This is a genomic window from Microcoleus sp. C2D2 (genome assembly GCF_036702495.1).
Lineage (GTDB): Bacteria > Cyanobacteriota > Cyanobacteriia > Cyanobacteriales > Microcoleaceae > Microcoleus.
Map to the genome: position 1 here is coordinate 64,182 of NZ_JAUBTO010000019.1, position 19,690 is coordinate 83,871.

Annotated in this window: 9 protein-coding genes and 1 pseudogene; 4 read left to right on the forward strand and 6 right to left on the reverse strand. The window is 47.2% G+C overall.

Translation table 11 applies throughout. The features are described from left to right. Window positions 1–26: 26 nt before the first annotated feature. A complete protein-coding gene (locus tag QUB61_RS09205; protein ID WP_333126767.1) occupies window positions 27–3,881 on the reverse strand; it encodes an N-acetylmuramidase domain-containing protein in 3,855 nt (1,284 codons plus the stop codon). Between the two features lie 964 nt (window positions 3,882–4,845). Between QUB61_RS09205 and QUB61_RS09210 the strand changes: the two genes are divergently transcribed. After that, window positions 4,846–5,871, forward strand: coding sequence for a site-2 protease family protein (locus QUB61_RS09210; RefSeq protein WP_333126764.1), 1,026 nt, complete (start codon window positions 4,846–4,848; stop codon window positions 5,869–5,871). A gap of 199 nt (window positions 5,872–6,070) precedes the next feature. Then, complete coding sequence (locus QUB61_RS09215; protein WP_333126762.1) at window positions 6,071–6,748, forward strand: PEP-CTERM sorting domain-containing protein; 678 nt, start codon at window positions 6,071–6,073, stop codon at window positions 6,746–6,748. 185 nt (window positions 6,749–6,933) lie between these two features. On the opposite strand, the gene QUB61_RS09220 is transcribed toward QUB61_RS09215, so the two are convergent. Together QUB61_RS09220 and QUB61_RS09225 are read right to left on the reverse strand one after the other, a co-directional pair. Next, window positions 6,934–8,523: a glycoside hydrolase family 57 protein gene (locus QUB61_RS09220; protein WP_333126760.1), complete on the reverse strand. Its 1,590-nt coding sequence runs from the start codon at window positions 8,521–8,523 to the stop codon at window positions 6,934–6,936. Window positions 8,524–8,625: 102 nt separating this feature from the next. Then, window positions 8,626–11,835 carry an EAL domain-containing protein gene (locus tag QUB61_RS09225; RefSeq protein ID WP_333126758.1) on the reverse strand — a complete coding sequence of 1,070 codons (3,210 nt, stop codon included), beginning with the start codon at window positions 11,833–11,835 and terminating at the stop codon, window positions 8,626–8,628. Window positions 11,836–12,296: 461 nt separating this feature from the next. Here QUB61_RS09225 and QUB61_RS09230 point away from each other — a divergent pair, with 461 nt between their 5' ends. Further along, window positions 12,297–13,502, forward strand: a complete 1,206-nt coding sequence (locus QUB61_RS09230) for a transposase (RefSeq protein ID WP_333126755.1) — start codon at window positions 12,297–12,299, stop codon at window positions 13,500–13,502. 37 nt (window positions 13,503–13,539) lie between these two features. Here the strand turns inward: QUB61_RS09230 and QUB61_RS09235 are convergent, their stop codons facing one another. Together QUB61_RS09235 and QUB61_RS09240 are read right to left on the reverse strand one after the other, a co-directional pair. Then, on the reverse strand, window positions 13,540–16,815 hold the full coding sequence (locus QUB61_RS09235; RefSeq protein ID WP_333126752.1) for a PAS domain S-box protein: 3,276 nt from the start codon (window positions 16,813–16,815) through the stop codon (window positions 13,540–13,542). 282 nt (window positions 16,816–17,097) lie between these two features. Beyond that, window positions 17,098–17,244, reverse strand: coding sequence for a hypothetical protein (locus QUB61_RS09240; protein WP_333126749.1), 147 nt, complete (start codon window positions 17,242–17,244; stop codon window positions 17,098–17,100). Between the two features lie 96 nt (window positions 17,245–17,340). Between QUB61_RS09240 and gatB the strand changes: the two genes are divergently transcribed. Beyond that, a complete protein-coding gene (gene gatB, locus QUB61_RS09245; protein WP_333126746.1) occupies window positions 17,341–18,843 on the forward strand; it encodes an Asp-tRNA(Asn)/Glu-tRNA(Gln) amidotransferase subunit GatB in 1,503 nt (500 codons plus the stop codon). Window positions 18,844–19,174: 331 nt separating this feature from the next. Here the strand turns inward: gatB and QUB61_RS09250 are convergent. Next, window positions 19,175–19,618 (reverse strand): annotated as a pseudogene (locus QUB61_RS09250) (RNA-guided endonuclease InsQ/TnpB family protein); the annotation flags it as partial. Window positions 19,619–19,690 lie beyond the last annotated feature (72 nt).

The following is a 19,690-nucleotide window of genomic DNA, read 5'->3' on the forward strand; positions in this document are numbered from 1 at the left end:
TGAATAGAGTTAAAAGATGGTAGATGCTAAATATACTTTTCATAAGCACGCTTTAGCTTTCCATCATAATCATTATCTTTGTATCCTTCACCATTGTAAATATAGGCAAATTTATCCCATTGATGATTTTTTAAGTAGCCTGCGATACCTTTATTTTGAATAAAGGTAATGAAAGCTGAAAGTTGATCACTTGCCGAGCGATTCATTGCAGTAACAAAATCCTCAACATTTCCAAAACCACAATTTTCATAATTGAAACCCACTATCTGGAATAGACCCCATGAGGTAGACTTTAATGCAGCTTCACGATTTAATTTAACGGCTTGTTCTAAGCGTTTGTATTCATCTTTACTGTAAAGATTCCTGTTCCAACTTAAGCTTGAAATATTGGGGTGGGTTTTGTCATATTGATGATTAGTGAACTCAGAAAATTTGTGTGCTTCAAAAAGAATCTTCAGGCGACCATCTGAGAGAACGCCACTATCGCTACTTTCAACTTCAACAACTGCTTTGATAGCAGCAAGTTCACAGCCTAACCGTTCCGCTGCTTCTTGATAATCCTGTTCGGTTAATTGCATTTTTGTTGAAAGGGAATTACCGTTTGATTGAGAAGGAGGCTGAATTTTCAAACTTTCTGGCAGATCGCCATTCAAGTCAATATTCTGTTCCCAAATCCATCGTTCTTCTGAATCCATAAGGCTAAACCATTTTCTACCTGTGTTATCAACAGTCCAACCACCAAAAGTGAGATTTTCTCCTTTTTTAAACACAACATTTAAGGGACTATTACCTACGTCAGTAGGCATATTTCTGACTGGAGGAGCGTCAACTTGTACCGTGCCAGTGAAAGTTAATTTTTGTAACTCTGTCTCTTTCTGTTGTAATTCCGTGCGCTTTTGATTTGCCTGTAGATCCGCCTCTGTTTTTTGCGAATTCCAATAATTAATGTTTTCCTTATCTAACTTTTGCTGACCTTCTGCTTGTTTAATAATTTCGTCTAGTTGAGATATTTCCTGTTTTTTATCAGAGTTAAACCACCAGAACCAGTCTTCCTTAATTTTATTAATACTGTCTTTTGTGGTTGTAATCAAATTAGAAAGGTCTGTTTTTTCTGTACCCAATACATCAATAAAATTATTGCTTTCATTAATTCTCGCAGTTTGTTTTTTGATTTCATTTTGAATGTCTGAAATCTCCTTTTGAAGTTGCAGTATGTAGGAGTTGCGAGTCTTCCCAGTGATTGCCCCTCCACCACTTTCGGCATTAAGATATGTCCAATTTCCATTGGGTGACTTACCCCCAGAATTAAAATTGAGAATAGGTTTACCACCACCAGTATTACCAGTATTACCAGCCGATGAACCAGGCTGCTTATAACCAGGCGGATAACCGATCATATAAGCACTAGGAACCCAGAGATTTTGACCTTTAACTTTCAGCCACAAAGAATCAGGCTGACCATTCCACAAATCATTCACAGGTTCACCGTAAGTCCAACCATCAAACTCCATCCATGCCTGATAGGGAATACTTGTCGAACTCCGATCGCCAAATTGAGGGCTATTGCGAAGATTAACCCCTTTCGTTGCCCCAACCTGAAGACTAAAATTCTGCCAATTAATATTATTAACAGGTGCAGGCGTAGAAGACGGGGAAGTTGGCGAAGCCGATCGCGCCTTTGTCTCATAAACGGTCACTTGCTGACCATTCCAGATCATAATCGCCCGTTCAAACTCCTGACGGAAAACACCACCCCCCTGATCCTGCACATCAGTAATCGCATTCCCCACTTGCGGATACTGTCTCGCCGCATCCAAGAACATCTGACGCACATCATCGAAAGGATTTGGCTGCGTAGGTGATGGTGAAGGAGAAGGCGTTGGAGTTGATGCTGCACCCATATACAAACCAGACACCCATCCACTACCATCAGCTAAGCGATACCAAGTTGTGCTCTCTCCTAAAGCTGGATCGTAAACACTTTCCCCTTGAGTTTGACCATCAAAAATCAGCGTGTTACCGGGAGAAACAGTCCCCACTTGTTGATAGCCACTAGCATCTGTTCCAGGGCCATTCCGCACTCGCAAATATCCTAAATCATCCACATAGCCAACATCCTGAACAATCTGCGAAAATGTACTAATAGGTGACGGTGAAGGATTAGGAGAAGGTGATGGTGAAGGATCCGGAGAGGGTGACGGTGAAGGATCGGGAGAAGGTGACGGCGAAGGATCGGGAGAGGGTGACGGTGAAGGATCCGGAGAGGGTGACGGTGAGGCAATCTCACCAAGATACTGCACATACAAACCAGACATCCAGCCACTACCATCAGCTAAGTGATACCAAGTGCTACTACTACCTTCACCATTGGGATCGTTGACGAAATCACCTTCAGTCTGACTGTCAAATTCCAGTGTATCGCCAGAACTTATCCTGCCTAAAATGTCATAGCCAGTTCCAGGGCCAGAACGTAGATTTACCCCTGCGTTATTCTGTACAGAAGTTTTACCCCAATCTATTGCCCCGTTAAAGTTAACTGCCCTTTCACTAGGTGTCACCTTCCCTTCACCGCCCCAAGTTGTCGGTGTCCCGAAATCTGTAGGCTGATAAACTTCCGGCTGCGTCTTCTTCGCCAAATCCACCGCCGCCAGCGTATTCAAAAACCCAAAACCCGTCTCATCATCCCATCCAATCGGCCCCAAATCCCTCGCCGTTTTCTCCAAAATTTCCATCACTTGGCGATAGTTCAAAGCAGGATTTGCCGCCCAAACCAAAGAAGCCGCCCCGGCAACTTTCGCAGTCGCTACCGAAGTCCCCGCCATCGTCCCCAAATCATTTCCCACCGTCGATAAACCGGGGTGTTCAGTCGTGCCGCCATCCGCCAAAATATCCAAACCGCGACCAAAACTAGAATAGTTCGATCGCCCGTTAATATCCCCAGCCCCAACAGTAAAAATATTGTCAAACTCCTGAGAAGCTTGACCCAAAACCGACATCACACCGCCGTCGTTACCCGCCGCCACTACCAGCATTACGCCATTTTGCCGCGCATATTCGATCGCACTTCTTTCTTGCGGAGTCAACTCATAGCGCGTCGTCACACTCCCGTCAGCATTCTTCTGAGTCAAATCCAAACTGAGATTGGCGATCGCGTTTTTCTGTCCAGAAGCCTTCGCAGCATCCACAAACTCTACCAAAGAATCAGCCCATCTCCCAGAATCGATCGCCCTTCCCACCCATTTCGGCGCAGTCTTATTAATCGCATCAATAATCCCCAACATAAAAGTACCGTGCTCGCTACCTTCCCCAGGCTTCAGCAACGGATTGTCATCCCCGCCCACATAATCGCGGCCCTTCTTAATATTCGCGTAATTCAAATAAGGACTATCCGCACTCACACCAGTATCAATCGACCCCAACAACGGCTGAGAAGCCAAAGGAAAATCTAGCAATTGACGGATTGCATTCGGATTGTTAGGATTCGGCGAATGCGGATCGACAGGAATTACAGCAATCGGCAAAGTCTCAAACGCACCGCCCGGATTGTAAGGGGTTTGAGTGGCAATCCCATCATGGTACAGACCCAGCGGGTCAAAATCAATCAGCGGCGGTAAATTGTTAGTTGGAGATCCAGAAGGGTCGATCGGGCAAACACCGCTATCAGCCAAGAAATGAGGTAAATGTAAATCTGACAGCGACAAAGAACTCACTAACTGATGCAGCGGGTCGAGATCATCCAGCCAACCCCCAACACCCGCACTCGGAGTCACAATTTTTTCTAATATAAAAGTTTTTCGCCTGGGACGGCTTTTCCCCTGCTTGGAATTGCCAAAACCTTGAGCCTGTTTGCGTTTTTTGCCACCAAAATTTAGCCAGCCCATAACTTTTGCACCCTGATTAATATAAATTCGATCGCCAGAACTTAATTAAATGCCTTCAGACATTCAACCAAAATCCTTTGTTGACAAGGATTTTTCAATAATCGTCAAAAATTTCTGTTTATTTGAGAATTTACGCAAACTTAACAAATTTTATGTATAGGCGATCGCTTTACATCGGCCGCGCTTTGCTAACGGTGAGGCGGGCGATCGGACAAATACTTTGTTAATGCGTAAATTCTCTGATTTTTTGCTTCTTCACACGCTTATCATACACCATAGTTCTATTTGCGATCGTAAAGTTTGTGTAAACTTTTTAGGATAGCAATCCCCGCCTCAACCAGAAACATCCGCTACACTAGATTTCCCACGCAATGACAGGTGGACAATGCGTAATTCCTAAAATAGTTAGAATTTACACTTGCTTTTTTTCGGCTTTCTGATAATATGAACACAAAGGTGAAATTTGGATTAAAGCCTAAAGCCCAAACAAATATCACTAAAGCTTCTTCACAAAATACTTCAATACTTCCCTGCTTCCTGGAAACAGGGGCAAATTTAGCCTTTAAACTTTCCGTTTTTAGGAAGATTTAGGGCGGATCGAAATGCTCAAAAACGCAGCGGAGAAAACATACAAACAGAATAAGGCGATCGATTCAAGACAATTCAATAAGACTCACACACAGTTCCCTCTAGTCGCTCCGAAAATCTAGATCCCCCTAAATCCCCCTTAAGAAGGGGGACTTTGAGTAAGTTGTCTTGTTCTCCCCGATGTTTTGGGAGACTTTAGGAACACTCTTCCCCCGATGTTTTGGGAGACTTTAGGAACACTCTTCCCCCGACCTAAGGGGGGCTAGGGGCGATCGAGTTTCGGCCTAAAACCCGTAATTCCTTCTTCCTTCTTCCTTCTTCCTTCTTCCTTCTTCCTTCTTCCTTCTTCCTTCTTCCTTCTGCCATCTGCCATACCATGCAACTCAAATCAGCGGTGCAGTGGATACCTCATCCCGACGGTCATTGGATACTTCGCAATCCCGAAGACATTACCTGTATTCAAGTTGACGACATTGACAAACAGGTAATTTTGCAATTAAGCCAACAGCCAATAACTAATATTCTCGCTGAATACGACCTGGATTTAGAAGATGTGCAAAATCTCTTGAGAGACTTAGCACAAGCAGGAATGCTAGAAGGAACCAAGCCACCGAAAGCCAAATTTAACCTGCTATCCTTCACAATTCCCCTAGTCAATCCCGATGTTTGGCTATCGCAGCACATCGACAAATTACGCTGGATGTGGACGTGGGAATTTGGCTTTTTTCTGTGCGCTTTCATCGCTTCCTCTGTAGCAGTGTGGTTGGCTTCCTCTGCCGAAGTCGCAGCCTCACATCAGCAGTTGTGGATAGCCGGAAAAAATGACACTATTTTCAAATTTGTTTTGCTGACAATGCTGGTAATAGCTTTGCACGAACTAGGTCACGCTTTCACGCTCAAACACTACGGCGGCATAGTTAAAGAAATTGGATTGTTGTTTATGTGTTTCATCCCCGGATGTTACACAGATACAACCGATCAATACAGTTTAGTCAGGCGGAAACAGCGGGTTTTAGTAGTAGCCGCCGGAGTATTAATCCAAGTAACAATTTGGGCATTTGCTGTTTGGATGTGGCTGTTTACTCAGTCAAATCCGGTTTGGCATCAAATTAGTTATTTGTTGATGGTAGCCGCCTTGCTGACAGTTGCAATTAATTTGAATCCGTTGAATAGATTTGACGGTTATTATTTGTTAGTAGCTGGAACTGGCATTAACAACCTGCGACAAAGGTCGTTTAATTTTTATGTGGACTTGTTGCGGAGGGAGGAGATTGAAGAAGCAGCGGAAACGCAATGGATTTTGGCGGCTTACGCGCCTTTGAGTATACTTTATACTGTTTGGGTTTTGAGTTATCTAGCCTCATTACTGGGTAATTTAGTTTTGCGGGTTTCGAGTTTTTAACCGCAGATTAATCACAGACGGGACGCCCGTACCACGATTACTCCGGTAGAAAATTATCTACTTCTTCCTTCTTCTTATTCTTCCTTCGTGTCCTTCGCGTCTTCGCGGTTCAATAATACTAATTATTCCGACTCGGAGTAATCTCACGGTCAGCACCCCCGTGCCACAAAATGCAACTTTATTGTAGGAGTTTATCGAAATGAATGTTTGTCAAAAGTTGGGAATTGTTAGCGGAAGTTTGAGTTTTGCAGTTGTCAGTCAATGTTTTTCTGCACAAGCGGCTACTCTTACCCAAACTTACACTGTGAATTTAGGTTCGCAGCCGTTAAATAGCAGCACGAATGTGGTTTTACCCAAGTTTAATTCGCTTTTGGGAACGCTATTAAAGGCTTATGTTACTGTTAAGTCTACTGTTAATAATAGTATCAGCATTACTCCTTTAACGGGAGATTTTATGGGAACAGCCACAACTAATGCAAATATTGCTGTGAATATTCCGCTGCTAAAAGTTGACCCGAATTTGACTTTGAGTGTTTTGGCGAGTCCGCCGGAAACGAAGATTGCTAGTGGCGGTACGGGAAGTGTTAGCGGTGCGGCTTCGGGTAGTGTGTCGAAGGGTGATAATTCGCAGCAGTCTCTGAGTGGGTTAAGTGGCTGCGATGGTGATACTTTTATCGCAAGTTTGGTGACAACGGGTTTTACTCAAATTCAGGGGAATCCTGTTAGGGGAAGTTTTGGGGGTCTGGTGTCGGCTGATATTGCAGTTAGTGCAATTTATGAGTATGAACCTGTACCGGAACCGATGACTGTGGCTGGTACGTTTGTGGCTGCGGGAATGGGTTTGTGGTGCAAGAGAAGGGCGGCAAAAAGGGGGTAATATTAATTTTATTAATAACTGGTTCTTAGGCTCTGCCTGGGAAGCGATATCCAGAGGCTCTGCCTCGTCGATTGGGGAGAAAAAGAGGAGGTCGATTGGGGAGAAAAAGAAGAGGCAGAGCCTCCGGGAATGCGTCCCCAGGCTCTGCCTGGGAACGAGTACCCCGGAGGCTAGGACGAATTAAATTAAAGCGATCGATAAACTCGATAATTAATCTCGGGAAAGATGTTATCTATCTCTTCTACCTTCTCCAACCAACCGGAATCGACTTTGCCTTCTTTCACTTCATCGTACAGCTTGTGAAAGCGCATTAAGTGCGATCGAGTCCGCCGCACTGCATAGGGCACCATCGTCCCTGTACGCATGATAAACGCCCAGTCAGATGATTGAGCTAGCAGCACTTCCCGGGCGGCTTGGTTCAAAGCGCGCCACTGCAACTCATCCGCAGGTTCCATGCTTCCCAACTCAATCATCCGTTCCGCTGCTTTGTGCAAGTGCGGGTAAATCCAAGCATTAGTATCGTTGAGCCAATATTCGTGGAAACCCCGGAAACCCCAACTCGACTGAGACGGGCGGCACACTTGCTGAGTCGGATTTCCCCGCAAATAATCGGCTAAGTGCGTCATCTCGTAGGTATTTTGGTCGTACCAACTCTTGCGGAACAGGTAATCTAAGAACCAAGGCCCTTCGTACCACCAGTGACCGAAAAGTTCGGCGTCGTAAGGTGAAACAATAATCGGCGGACGCTGCATAATGCCGTTGAGGTGTTCGACTTGGCGTTCCCGGTTGAAAGCAAAGTTGCTGGCGTGTTCGGCTGCTTTTTCCCGTGCCCAGTAAGGATCGTACAACTGTTTGTCGCCTAAACCCAATCCGCGACCGGTGATTTTGTGATATTTAATCCCGGTATTTTTCCGCTGTCCGTTGGGCATGATGTAGGGCTTAATGTAGTCGTAGTCAGCTTCCCAGCCCAAATCTTTGTAGAATTCGCGGTATTCGGCGGCGCCTGGATAGCCGACTTCGGAAGACCAAACCTGCTGCGAGGATTCGTGATCCCGGCCGAAGGCTGCTACTCCGCATTCGGTGAAAATTGGGGCGTAGCTGCCGTAGCGGGGACGCGGGCGGGCGTAGAGGATGCCGTGACCGTCTGTGAGAAAGTAGCGGAGGCCTGCGTCGGCTAACATCCGCTCTAAGCCCTCGTAGTAGGCGCATTCGGGCAGCCAAATGCCTTTTGGTCGGCGGCCGAAGTTTTCTTCGTAGTTGTCGCAGGCTACTTGAATTTGCGCCCAGACTGCCTCGGGGTACATTTTCATCAGCGGTAAATAGCCGTGGGTGGCCCCGCAGGTCATGATTTCGAGGTTGTTGCTGTCTTGGAATTGTTTGAAGGCTTTTACTAAATCTCGATCGTACTTTTCCCAAAAGTTGCGGACAAGAGAGAAGTGGGCGGCGTAATGTTCTGCTAGATAGCGGAGGTGACCGTTTCCGCTATGGTGTTCGATTTCGAGATCCGCTAGTTCTTCGAGTTTTGCCAAGTGGTCGTCGAAACGGTCTTGCAGCAAGGGGTCGCGCAGCATTGCCACCAAGGGCGGTGTCATGCTCATGGTAATTTTAAAGTCGATGCCGTCGCGCTTGAGCCCTTCAAAGACTTGCAGCAGGGGAATGTAGGTTTCCGCGATCGCCTCAAACAGCCATTCTTCTTCTAAAACGTAGTCGCTTTCGGGGTGGCGGACAAAAGGCAAGTGGGCGTGGAGAACGAGGGCGAGGTAGCCAATAGTCATATGATTTGGATGTCGTAGTTATTAACTGACGCCAGTTAGGCACAGCTTTAAAATATTTTAAGATTTTATGCTGAAACGGGACGCACAAAGTGCCGTGTTTTTTTAATTGCCTTTCTCTAACAAACTAAATGTCAGCAAATTCTGATGTTCCGCTTGCTGTCGGATTAGGCCTGCTGCTGTTTGAGAGTCTACTGGCTTTGAGAAAAAGTATCCCTGAGCGTACTCGCATTTTAATTTTTTGAGTATAGATAGTTGCGAGGCTTCTTCGACTCCTTCGGCTACTACATCCATGCCTAAATTGTGCGACAAAGTAACAATCGATCGCACAATTTCTGTGGGATCGATGGCTCCTTTGCCGAGGGCGAAATCACCCCCCATCCTGCTAACAAAAGAGCGGTCTATTTTTAAGGTATTGGTGGGGAAGCGGTGCAGGTAGGAAAGCGATGAATAGCCGGTGCCGAAGTCGTCAATGCACAAGTCTATGTTTCGGGCTCTGAGCTGCACCAGCATTGCTGTTACTGATTCGGAATTTTCTATGAGTACGCTTTCGGTAATTTCTAGTTTTAAACTCCTGCCGTCGAGGTGACTTTCTGCGAGAACTTGGTCGATGTATTCGATTAAATCTGGCTGAGAAAACTGTTTGACTGAAAGGTTGACGCTGACGCTCAAGGGCGGGTTGCTTGGAAATAGCTGCTGCCACTGGCCGATTTGCTGGCAAGCTGTGCGCAGTACCCAGCGGCCCAGCGGTACGATCGAGCCGGTTTCCTCGGCCATTGTGATGAATTCCATTGGGGAAACTAAGCCGCGTTCTGGATGCTGCCAGCGCACTAGGGCCTCAAAACTGGTAATTGTGCCGTTGGCGATCGACACGATCGGCTGGTAGTGAAGGATAAACTGGGGCGCTGCGGATAAGGGAGGTAAGGCTGATGCGGGGGATGGGGAAAAGTCTTCTTCTCTGACCGGGTCTCTAATTGATTCGATCGCCCGCCGCAGGTCGTTTTCTAGCTGCAACAGCCGCAAAGCGTGGGCGTGCATGGAACTGTTGAAAACTTCGTGTCGGGCTCGGCCGAGTTCTTTGGCGCGGTACATTGCTGTGTCGGCGTCGCGCAGCAGGTTTGTCGGTTCCAGATATTCGCCAGAACTCAAAGCTATGCCGATGCTAGCGGTAATAAATACTTCGTGTCCGTCTAGAAGGATGGGGGAGGTGATTTTCTTTTGCAGGCGGTTGACAATGCTGGTAGCTTCATTTATGCTGTCGATGTCTTCGAGCAACAGCACGAATTCGTCTCCTCCGATGCGGGCAACTGTATCTCCGGCCCTGAGACAAGCTTCCAGACGCCGGGCGATCGCTACTAGCAGTTGATCGCCGATGGCGTGGCCGAGGGAATCGTTGACTACTTTAAATCTATCTAAATCGAGAAACAGCACGGCAAACAAGTAGTCTTGGCGCCGTGAGGCCCGTTTCAAAGCGTGTGAGAGCCGATCGGTAAATAGCGATCGGTTGGGCAATCCGGTGAGGGCGTCGTGAAAAGCGTCGTGCAGCAGTTTTTCCTCGGCGAGTTTGCGCTGAGTGATGTCGTGACAGTTAATCACGATTCCCTTGACTGCCGGATCGTACAGCAAGTTGGTGGCTACAGCTTCTACATAACACCAGTAACCGTTGCGGTGGCGGACTCGGTACTCAACTGGGGACTGGCTTCTTTTGGGGTTTTCAATGACTTTGTTGAGGGTTTGGGCGATCGCGGCGCAGTCGTCGGGGTGAACTATTTCTAAGGCGTTGCGCCCGATCGCCTGGTGGGGCGCGTATCCTAAAATTCGTTTGACCGAAGGGCTGATATAGCGGAAGATGCCCTCACCGTCGATAATGATCGTGATGTCTGTGGCGTTTTCAATCAGCGATCGAAATCGCTGTTCGCTTTGTCTGAGGGCTGATTCGGCTTCTTTGCGATCGCTGATGTCGAGAGCTACTCCGTCTACAATTATGTCGCCGTTTTCGTTTTGGGAAAATCTGGCGCTGTCTTGCACCCACTTGACCTCCCCCGATCTCAGAACGATCCGGTACTGGCGATCGCAGGGCAAAAGACTCGCTCTCGATGCTGCTACGCTGCTGTCAAAAGAGCTTTTGTCCTCTGGATGGATGATTTCGGTCAAAAGTTCCGGGCGCTTCATTACTTCTTCGGCCCCGATCCCAGTAACTTCGCGCACGCCCGGACTGATGTACGGCATCGACATTGTGCCGTCTGGATGCAGCACGGTGCGGTAGACTGAGCCGGGAATGTTGGCTGCCATTGTGGCTAGCTGCTGCTGGATGCCCCAGACTGCTGCTTCGGCGCGCTTGCGTTCTGCGAGTTCGGTTTGAGCTTGTTGGTATAGTTCGGCTTGGTGGATCGCGATCGCGCACTGGTCGGCTATGGCTTTGAGTAGCGACAGTTCTTCGGCGGTCCAAGAGCGCGCCCGATCGCACTGATAGAGGGCAATTCCTCCCAAAAATGACTGCTGGTAGAGTAGCGGCGCGATCGCGACGGCGCGAAACCCTACAAAATCTGCTGATGCTTGCAGGGACGGGCACAGGCTCGATAACTCGTCAACGGCCAGGGTTTCCCCCGCCGCGAGCCAGGAGTGGTAGTGCTCGGCAAATTCGCAATTTAGCCCGACGAACCGTTCTCTGCCGGATGATGTGCTGATGTAGCGAACTCTGATGCCGCCTTCGGCATCAGGCTGCAAGATGGCGCAGGCGCTGATTTCGAGAGCTTCGTGCAGTTGATCTGCGGTGGTTTGTAGGACTTCGTCGAGCACAAGGGTGAAGCGCATGGCTTGGAGGATGCGGTTGACGATCGCTTCTCGCTGAGCTTGCCGGTGAAGTTGGACTATCGCTTCTTGCTGCTGGCGCCGCATTTTGTATTCTTGGAGCGATCGTTCTAAGACTGTTGGCAACCTAAACAGCCGCCCTTTTAATACGTAATCGGTCATTCCGGCTTTGATGCACTCAACTGCCGCTTCTTCTCCCAAACTTCCCGTTACTAAAATAAATGGTATGTTTTGCCCTAATTCCTGCATTAATTTCAACACTTCTAAACCGTTGAGACCAGGCAGGCGGTAATCTGATAGTACAGCATCGTAATTGCAATTTTGGAGCAGTTTTCTGCACTCTGCTGATGTTTCTGCCGTATCCCAATTAAATTTTACTCCCCCCGATTCTAAGGCGAGCACTATTAATTCCATATCTTCTGCCATGTCTTCGACAATCAACAATTTTAATGTTGATTCCGCTACCACTTTTAGTAGATAGTTTGTCTCAGTTATATCTAACATAAGGTATTGGGGAGGTTTTTAATTAGTGGTTTTTATTGTTGCTAGATGTAATTTTTTAGATTTAGTTAGGTTAATTTGATCTAGGTATTGTTAGTTATTCTTAGCCAAATCCATTATATACTCTACTCTCAAGACCTTTATGCGAGCACCCGCAGTCGAAGGCTGACCGAACCGATTGGGGAGCATCCCAATTCTGTAAAAAGCGTTTTTTAGGAGTACGAGCATCTTGCACAGCCAAGCCTATATTTTTCGCTTCGATCTCTGACAGCGAACACTCCTGTCAAACCAAAATTCGGATGCTCTCACCGATTGTGACTTATTTAAGTGTATAAAAGTTTCAAATTGTGAATTTAAAACTCTTATACACTTAACTTACCAAAAATAATGGGTTTAAAGCCCCGTCCTTCTAGGACGGCTTTCTTTAACTGTGGTATACTTACGCTAGTTATGTCAGCGTAAGCATGCTTGTTTTTGAGGCAAAACTAGAGGGACTTGCACAGCAGTACGAGCGGCTCGATGAAGCCATTCGCACTGCTCGCTTTATCCGCAATAGCTGCCTTAGATACTGGTTGGACAACAAGGGGATGGGTAAGTACGAGTTGAGCGCCTATTGCGCTGTTCTCGCCAAAGAGTTCTCTTGGGCCGGTAAACTTAACTCCCAAGCTCGACAAGCTTCGGCCCAGCGGGCTTGGAGTTCTATCGCTCGGTTTTATGAGAACTGCAAAAAAAGCAAGCCAGGGAAGAAAGGCTTCCCACGTTTTAAGAAGCATCAAACACATGGCTCTGTTGAATATAAAACAACGGGCTGGAAGTTGTCGTTCGATAGACGAACTATCACCTTCACTGATGGGTTTGAAGCAGGAAGCTTCCTGATGTGGGGAACTCGTGACCTGCACTTCTACCAGTTGAAGCAGATTAAGCGAGTGCGTGTTGTTCGTAGAGCTGATGGATACTACGTTCAGTTTTGCCTTGACCAAGAACGGGTAGAGAAGAGAAAGCCAACGGGTAAGACTCTTGGACTTGATGTTGGATTGACTCACTTCTACACCGATTCGGACGGTCAGACAATCGAGAACCCCCGTCATCTGAGAAAGTCCGAGAAAGCGCTCAAGCGTCTTAATCGTAAACTTTCTCGCACGACCAAAGGGTCGAAAAACAGAGCCAAAGCGAGAAATCGCCTGAGTCGAAAGCACCTCAAGGTAAGTAGGCAGCGTAAAGATTTTGCCGTGAAGTTAGCAAGATGCGTCATCCAGTCTAACGACTTGGTTGCCTATGAGGACTTGCAGGTGCGTAATATGGTTAGAAACAGAAAGCTGTCTAAGTCTATATCTGATGCTGCATGGTCGGCTTTCCGTCAATGGTTAGAATATTTTGGCAAGGTGTTTGGTGTGGTAACAGTTGCCGTACCACCGCACTACACTTCTCAAAACTGTTCCAAATGTGGGGAAGTCATCAAGAAGTCTTTGAGTCAAAGAACACATCGCTGTCACCATTGTGGTTTTGTACTCTTACGAGACTGGAATGCAGCAATTAACGTACTTGAGTTAGCACTCCGTACCGTGGGGCACACGGGAACGTTAAACGCCTCTGAAGACATCGACAAGAGCATTGGTGAGGCAACTCCTCAATGTAAGCCGAGTCGTGGAAAGAGGAAGCCCAAGAAGTGATTCTTGGAATCTCCGTCCGTTCACGCCGGAGAGGATGTCAAGAATCTATATTACCGTTTGAGATTGTTTGCCCTAGTTTAAAGTAAAACGTCGCTCCTTGACTAGGTCGGCTTTCTGCCCAAACCGTGCCGCCGTGGCGGTGAATAATCCGCTGGACGATCGCCAAACCGATGCCCGTACCTTCAAATTCTCTCTGGGAGTGCAGCCTCTGAAAGGCTCCAAATAGCCGATCGGCATATTCCATCTGAAAACCTACACCGTTATCCTTGACAAAAATCGTTCCATCCGGTAGAGCCTCAATAACTATTGTAGCCGGAGTGCGTCCGCGACTGAACTTGACGGCATTGCCGATCAAGTTGCTGAACACCTGTTGCAGCAAGGTTGGATCTCCCGTTACCGTCGGCAAATTTCCGACGGTAAATTCAACACTGTGGGGAGTTTGAGCCGGATCGGCGACATTTGGGGGTTTAGTCAATTTAATCGCAGTGTTTACCAAACGGGCCAGATCGATCGGAATGTGCATCAACTCGGTGCGAGTCACCCGCGACAGGGCTAGCAAACCGTCAATCAACAGGCTCATTTTGTGGCTGCTGTCTTCAATTACTTCCAGATAGTGAACTATTTTACGATCGCTCAAAGCCTCAGTTGATTCTAGCCGCTGCTTCAAGGCATTGACAAAACCTGAAATGTGTCGCAAAGGCGCGCGCAAGTCGTGGGAAACTGAGTAAGAAAAAGATTCTAATTCTTGATTGGCAGCTTCTAATTGCTCTGTGCGTTCTGACAAAGCTTGTTTTGTCTCTACCAACTCAGTGATATTGCGAGCAGTGCCAATTAAAGCATAAACCTCGCCGTTGAGATTTCTCAGCGGAATTTTAAACGTGTCGAAGTAAGAATTGCCGCCCGAGCTCACAAATTTTTCCTGGAAGTGCAGAGTTTTGCCCGATTCAAATACCTGCAAATTTTCCCGGCAAAATCGTTCTGCGAGTTCGCTGGGATAGGACTCAAAAATGGTTTTGCCCTGTATCTGCTGCCTGCTGTCGAAGCCGGAAAATTCGGCAAGGGGATGGTTGACAAAAGAAAAGCGCATATTGTCCCGTTCTACAACATAAATGTAGTCCGGCAAAGCATCAAAAAAAGTCTCTAACTCTGCGGTACGCTGGGCGACTTGAGCTTCTAAAGTTTCGTTGAGTTCTTTGAGTTCAGCTTCTACTCGTTTGCGTTCGGTGATATCTTGACCAATGCTGATACACCTGCCGTCGGAAAGGCGAACATATGCCCAAGAAGTGTCGATAATTCGCCCGTCTCTAACTTTTGTTTGGAAGTCGCTCCAGTTCTGATTTGCTGCTTGGATTTCATCCAAAACGTATTGACGGTATTCTGGCTGCGGATAAAATTCGGCCAAGATATCGCGGTCTTTGATGTCTGCAAAACTCCAGCCCAGCACTTGTTCCCAGTGGCGGTTTACCCAGTTTACTTCACCGCTGCTGCCCAAGAATGCGAGCATGACCGGCACGTTGTCGAAAATAGTTTGCAGCAGTTCTTTTTGCTGTTTTAATGATTCTTCGGCTTGTTTGCGATCGCTGATGTCGAGTACGGAACCGATTATTTGCCTCATTTGCCCGTCTGGCGTTCTTTTGAAGATTGTAGACCGATCGTGCACCCAGCGCCATTCCCCATTTTTGTGTTTGATTCTGTAGTCTCTGTCATCCGTTTCATAGGGATTGCTGCTGTGTTTTAGCCGCTCCATACCTGTAATTAGCTTTAACAGATCCTCGGGATGAACTAAGTTAGCGATAGCATCTACCCCCAAATCTTGCCATTCTTTTGCCGTGTAGCCGAGTATGGCTGTGACAGATTCATTTGCATAAACATTTTTGTTTTCTACTGCATCGTAAATGTAGAGAAAGTTGGGGATAGTTGTCAGGATGCTCTCTAAAAGTTGTTGATGGTTTTGCAGTTCCGTTTCTGCCTGTTTGCGATCGCTTAAGTCCAGCACAAAACTAACGCCGAACTGCTGCGTTCCTTCTAAAAATGTGCTGCCAATCAGCACCGGAACGCGGCTACCGTCGGAGCGCATAAATTCTTTTTCAAAGGGAACAACCGTATTTCTAGCCCTCAGTTCAGCAACTTTTTCTGTGTCTACACTTACGTATTCTGGCGGGGTCATTTCTTGCCAGTTAATTCTTCCTGAAAGCAGATCGTCCCGCGTATAGTTGACCGTGTTTAAAAAAGCGGCGTTGGCATCTGTAATCCTGCCGTTAATATCCCAAAAAATTAGACCGATCATGTTAGAATCAACTATGGCTCTAAATTGGGATTCGCTTTGTCGCAACTGGCATTCGACTTGTTTTAGTTCTGTGAAGTCGCGGGCGATGGATAAAACAGTTTCTACTGAATTGTCTTCAGCAAATTCGGGAATGACTCGACAGTGGTAATGTTTTATGCCCTGGGGAGTGGGAAACTCAAATTCTATGGTTTCTTGTTTGCCGGTGCCAAAAACTTTCAGAAAAGTCTCGTCCCACAGGTCGCACAAGTGGGGCGGCATTCCTGATTGTCTGTTGCTATTGCCAATCAATTCTGCGGGGGGTTTTCCGGTCGCTGATTCTACTGCTTGGTTGATGTAAAGGAGGCGCCATTCTCGATCGAACCTGGCGATGATATCAGTCGCATTTTCGGCTAGGGTGCTGAAAGCTTGCTCGCGCCGGTGCAGTTCTTCTCGAGTGCGGTGGCGATCCGTTACGTCTCTGGCAAAAGAGAGAATTGAAACTACTGTTCCCGATTCATCCCTTAGTGCAGAATTGTACCATTCGCAGTAAATTACCGAGCCATCTTTGGTATAGTTGCGGTTGCGGCAAATGTTGCGGGGTTCTCTGCGCTGTAACAGTTGATTTGTGACGCCGCACACTTGCTCGAAGTCTTCTTGATGAACTATTGACCATTCCTGCCAGTATTTACCTATTACTTCTGCTGCACTCCAGCCAAATATTTGTTCTGCCATTGGCGACCACCGCACTACCCGAAATTCCCTGTCCCACTCTATAACTGCCATTGGCGAGTTTTCTAAGTGAAATTCCAGCCGCGAGTTGGCTTGTTTTATTTGACTTTGAAGTTGCTGGCGGAGTTGCTTCGCCCCCGCCAAGCGGTCGCTGATTTCCTGTGTGTTTGCGGAGCCGGCTTTGGCAATGCGAGCAATGGTTTCTGCTGTTTGTTTTTCGAGTTCGTTCCAAGCGAGTTCGAGGGCTGATTCCGCCTGCTCTAGCTCAGTGATGCTGTTCTGAAACAGTGTGGCACTTTCAACTGGAATTTCAGGCATATTTTTGACACTTAGGCAAGTGTTACTTTTACAATTCAAAATTACAGCTTAAAAATTAAAAATATGGAATTTTATGTCAAATTATACATTTTTAACTTTTAATTTGTGCGCGGAGCCGATCGTTGTCGGCGGGCGGTGCTATTAAAGACTGCCACTAAAAGGGTAAGGCTAGCAGATCGATCGCCAATTGCGGTCGATGGATCTAAAACTCTCCTGGGCAAGGGTGTGGGCAGAAGCTGCCACTAAATATATTTTTGCACAGGGTTGTGGTTTGGGGGCGATCTAAAGGATATCGGCTTCGCGATCGCGAATCCTCCGCAGGGCGTTGCTTGTGCCGATCCCCACCTGTCTCAACTCAACGCGCTCGGACACAGTCTGGCGGGGGTTTAAACCCCTGCCAGACTGCGGGTTTGACCGACTTGTTGACACCAATGAAACCGCCCCAACCTACCAATAATCTCCAATCGGTTCGGTCAATAAAAAGCTAAAATAAAATATAAAGTTATTCAGTCTTTTAGGTCGCTTATGACTGCTGCTGCACCCTCTTCGATAAAAAACCAAACTCAGTACGAAGCCATTATCGGTCTCGAAACTCATTGTCAATTGAGTACGAATACTAAAATTTTCTCCAGTTCTTCTACAGAATTTGGCAATGCCCCAAATACTAACATAGACCCAATTTGTATGGGAATGCCTGGAGTGTTGCCAGTATTAAATCAAAAAGTGCTGGAGTATGCCGTGAAAGCAGGGCTGGCTCTCAACTGCTCCATCGCACCATACAGTAAGTTTGACCGCAAGCAATATTTCTATCCCGATTTGCCGAAAAATTATCAAATTTCTCAGTTCGATTTGCCGATCGCTACTAACGGTTGGCTAGAAATTGAACTGGTGGACGAGACGGGAAATTCTACTAGAAAAAAAATCGGTATCACTCGCTTGCACATGGAGGAAGATGCCGGAAAATTGGTTCACGGCGGCAGCGATAGGCTGAGCGGTTCTACTTATTCAATGGTGGATTACAACCGCGCCGGTGTGCCTCTAATCGAAATTGTTTCGGAACCGGATTTGCGATCGGGCGCGGAAGCTGCCGAATACGGTCAAGAATTGCGCCGGATCGTGCGCTACATCGGTGTTGGCGACGGGAATATGCAGGAAGGTTCGCTCCGGTGCGACGTGAATATTTCCGTGCGCCCCGTTGGCAGAAAAGAGTTCGGCACGAAGGTGGAAATTAAAAATATGAACTCTTTTAATGCGATCGAACGGGCGATCGATTACGAGATCGAGCGACAAATTCAAGCTTTGGAGAATGGCGAAACCATCGTCCAAGAAACCCGGCTTTGGGATGAAAACAAGCAGTGTACTTTCAGTATGCGGATTAAGGAAGGTGCCAGCGATTACCGGTATTTCCCGGAACCGGATTTGCCTCCGATCGAAGTTTCGGCCCAGCAATTGCAGGATTGGAAAGCTCAACTGCCGGAATTGCCGGCCCAAAAGCGCCATCGCTACGAAACCGAGCTCGCTCTTTCTCCCTACGACGCGCGGGTGCTGACTGACGACAAAGCGGTGGCTGAGTATTTTGAAAAATCGATCGCCGCCGGTGCTGTGGCTAAACAAGCTGCCAATTGGGTGATGGGCGATATTACTGCTTATCTGAAAAATGAAAAGCTGGCGATTGCAGAAATTCCTTTCCAACCGCAGGATTTAGCCGAACTGCTGGCGCTAATTGATGCCGGCACCATCAGCGGCAAAATCGCTAAGGATATTTTGCCCGAGTTGCTCGCCAACGGTGGTTCTCCTGGGAAGTTCGTAGAGAGCAAGGGTTTGATTCAAATTTCGGATACTGGGGCGCTCGATCGCGCGATCGATGCAGTTTTGGCCGCCAATCCCAAGGAGCTCGAACAGTACCGAGCCGGCAAAACTAAGCTGCTGGGCTTTTTTGTCGGCAAAGTGATGAAGGAGACGGGCGGCCGGGCCGATCCCAAATTGACCAATGAGCTGCTCGCGGCGAAACTTAACGGCCGGGCCTAAGCAATCGTTAAGGGGATTCTGTAGCGGATAGTGCGGCGGGCGATCGGTTTTCCCCGATCCCGCCCCCCTCTAGCTTTTCGCGCTGTATGATAACTTTATAATTAATATACATTTCTTTACGAGATCTTCACGTTTGAGGGTGTCACCCCTCATCCCGGTCGTGTTATATTGTGTTATGTAGATGCACCCTGATGGCAGAGAGAGTTACTTACGTAGCTCTCTCTTTTTTTGTCTTTTTTTTTGTCGGGCACGGGCCTGAAAATAAGGATGCGGGAGAGGGAGAGGGACAGATCCCTAACAGGTTTGACACTCTCAGGTCTAAAGACGCGATCGATTCTTGATTCATTGAGGCGATTTGCCGATACAGGATTTCTCTCTTCTTGAGTAGAGAGAAATCTCTCCACAAGCGTTACCTAGATTTAATCGAGAGGTTTCGGTCTGTCCGACCGTACCCATTCCCCTCAGGAGAGGATATTTCTAGCTGCGTTACGATCGCGATCTAGTACACAGCCACAATTACAGACGTGAGTACCTGTACTTAAACTTTTTTTGACCGTTCCGCAGTTACAGGATTCCTGGCTTGTTCCATTCGGCATGATGGCAATAGTTTTTCTTTCAAACACTTTGCCCAAATATTTCACCCACACTCGGAATTGATACCAAGAACCATCGTTAATTAACTTAGCTAGACAAGGATTTTTCACCATATTTTTTTTATATTCAAATCGACCTAAGCGATCGAGTCGTTAGACCTAGCGACGCACCCTGCAAGCTTAGGAATGAGAATTAAATAACTTCCACAAGTTTGTGGGATGGGCGTCCCGCCCGTCCAAAAAGGACGGGCGGG

Coding starts and splice junctions, on each gene's coding strand:
- QUB61_RS09205 (WP_333126767.1), bottom strand. CDS start 3,881: ATGGGCTGGCTAAATTTTGGTGGCAAAAAACGCAAACAGGCTCAAGGT.
- QUB61_RS09210 (WP_333126764.1), top strand. CDS start 4,846: ATGCAACTCAAATCAGCGGTGCAGTGGATACCTCATCCCGACGGTCAT.
- QUB61_RS09215 (WP_333126762.1), top strand. CDS start 6,071: ATGAATGTTTGTCAAAAGTTGGGAATTGTTAGCGGAAGTTTGAGTTTT.
- QUB61_RS09220 (WP_333126760.1), bottom strand. CDS start 8,523: ATGACTATTGGCTACCTCGCCCTCGTTCTCCACGCCCACTTGCCTTTT.
- QUB61_RS09225 (WP_333126758.1), bottom strand. CDS start 11,835: ATGTTAGATATAACTGAGACAAACTATCTACTAAAAGTGGTAGCGGAA.
- QUB61_RS09230 (WP_333126755.1), top strand. CDS start 12,297: ATGCTTGTTTTTGAGGCAAAACTAGAGGGACTTGCACAGCAGTACGAG.
- QUB61_RS09235 (WP_333126752.1), bottom strand. CDS start 16,815: ATGCCTGAAATTCCAGTTGAAAGTGCCACACTGTTTCAGAACAGCATC.
- gatB (WP_333126746.1), top strand. CDS start 17,341: ATGACTGCTGCTGCACCCTCTTCGATAAAAAACCAAACTCAGTACGAA.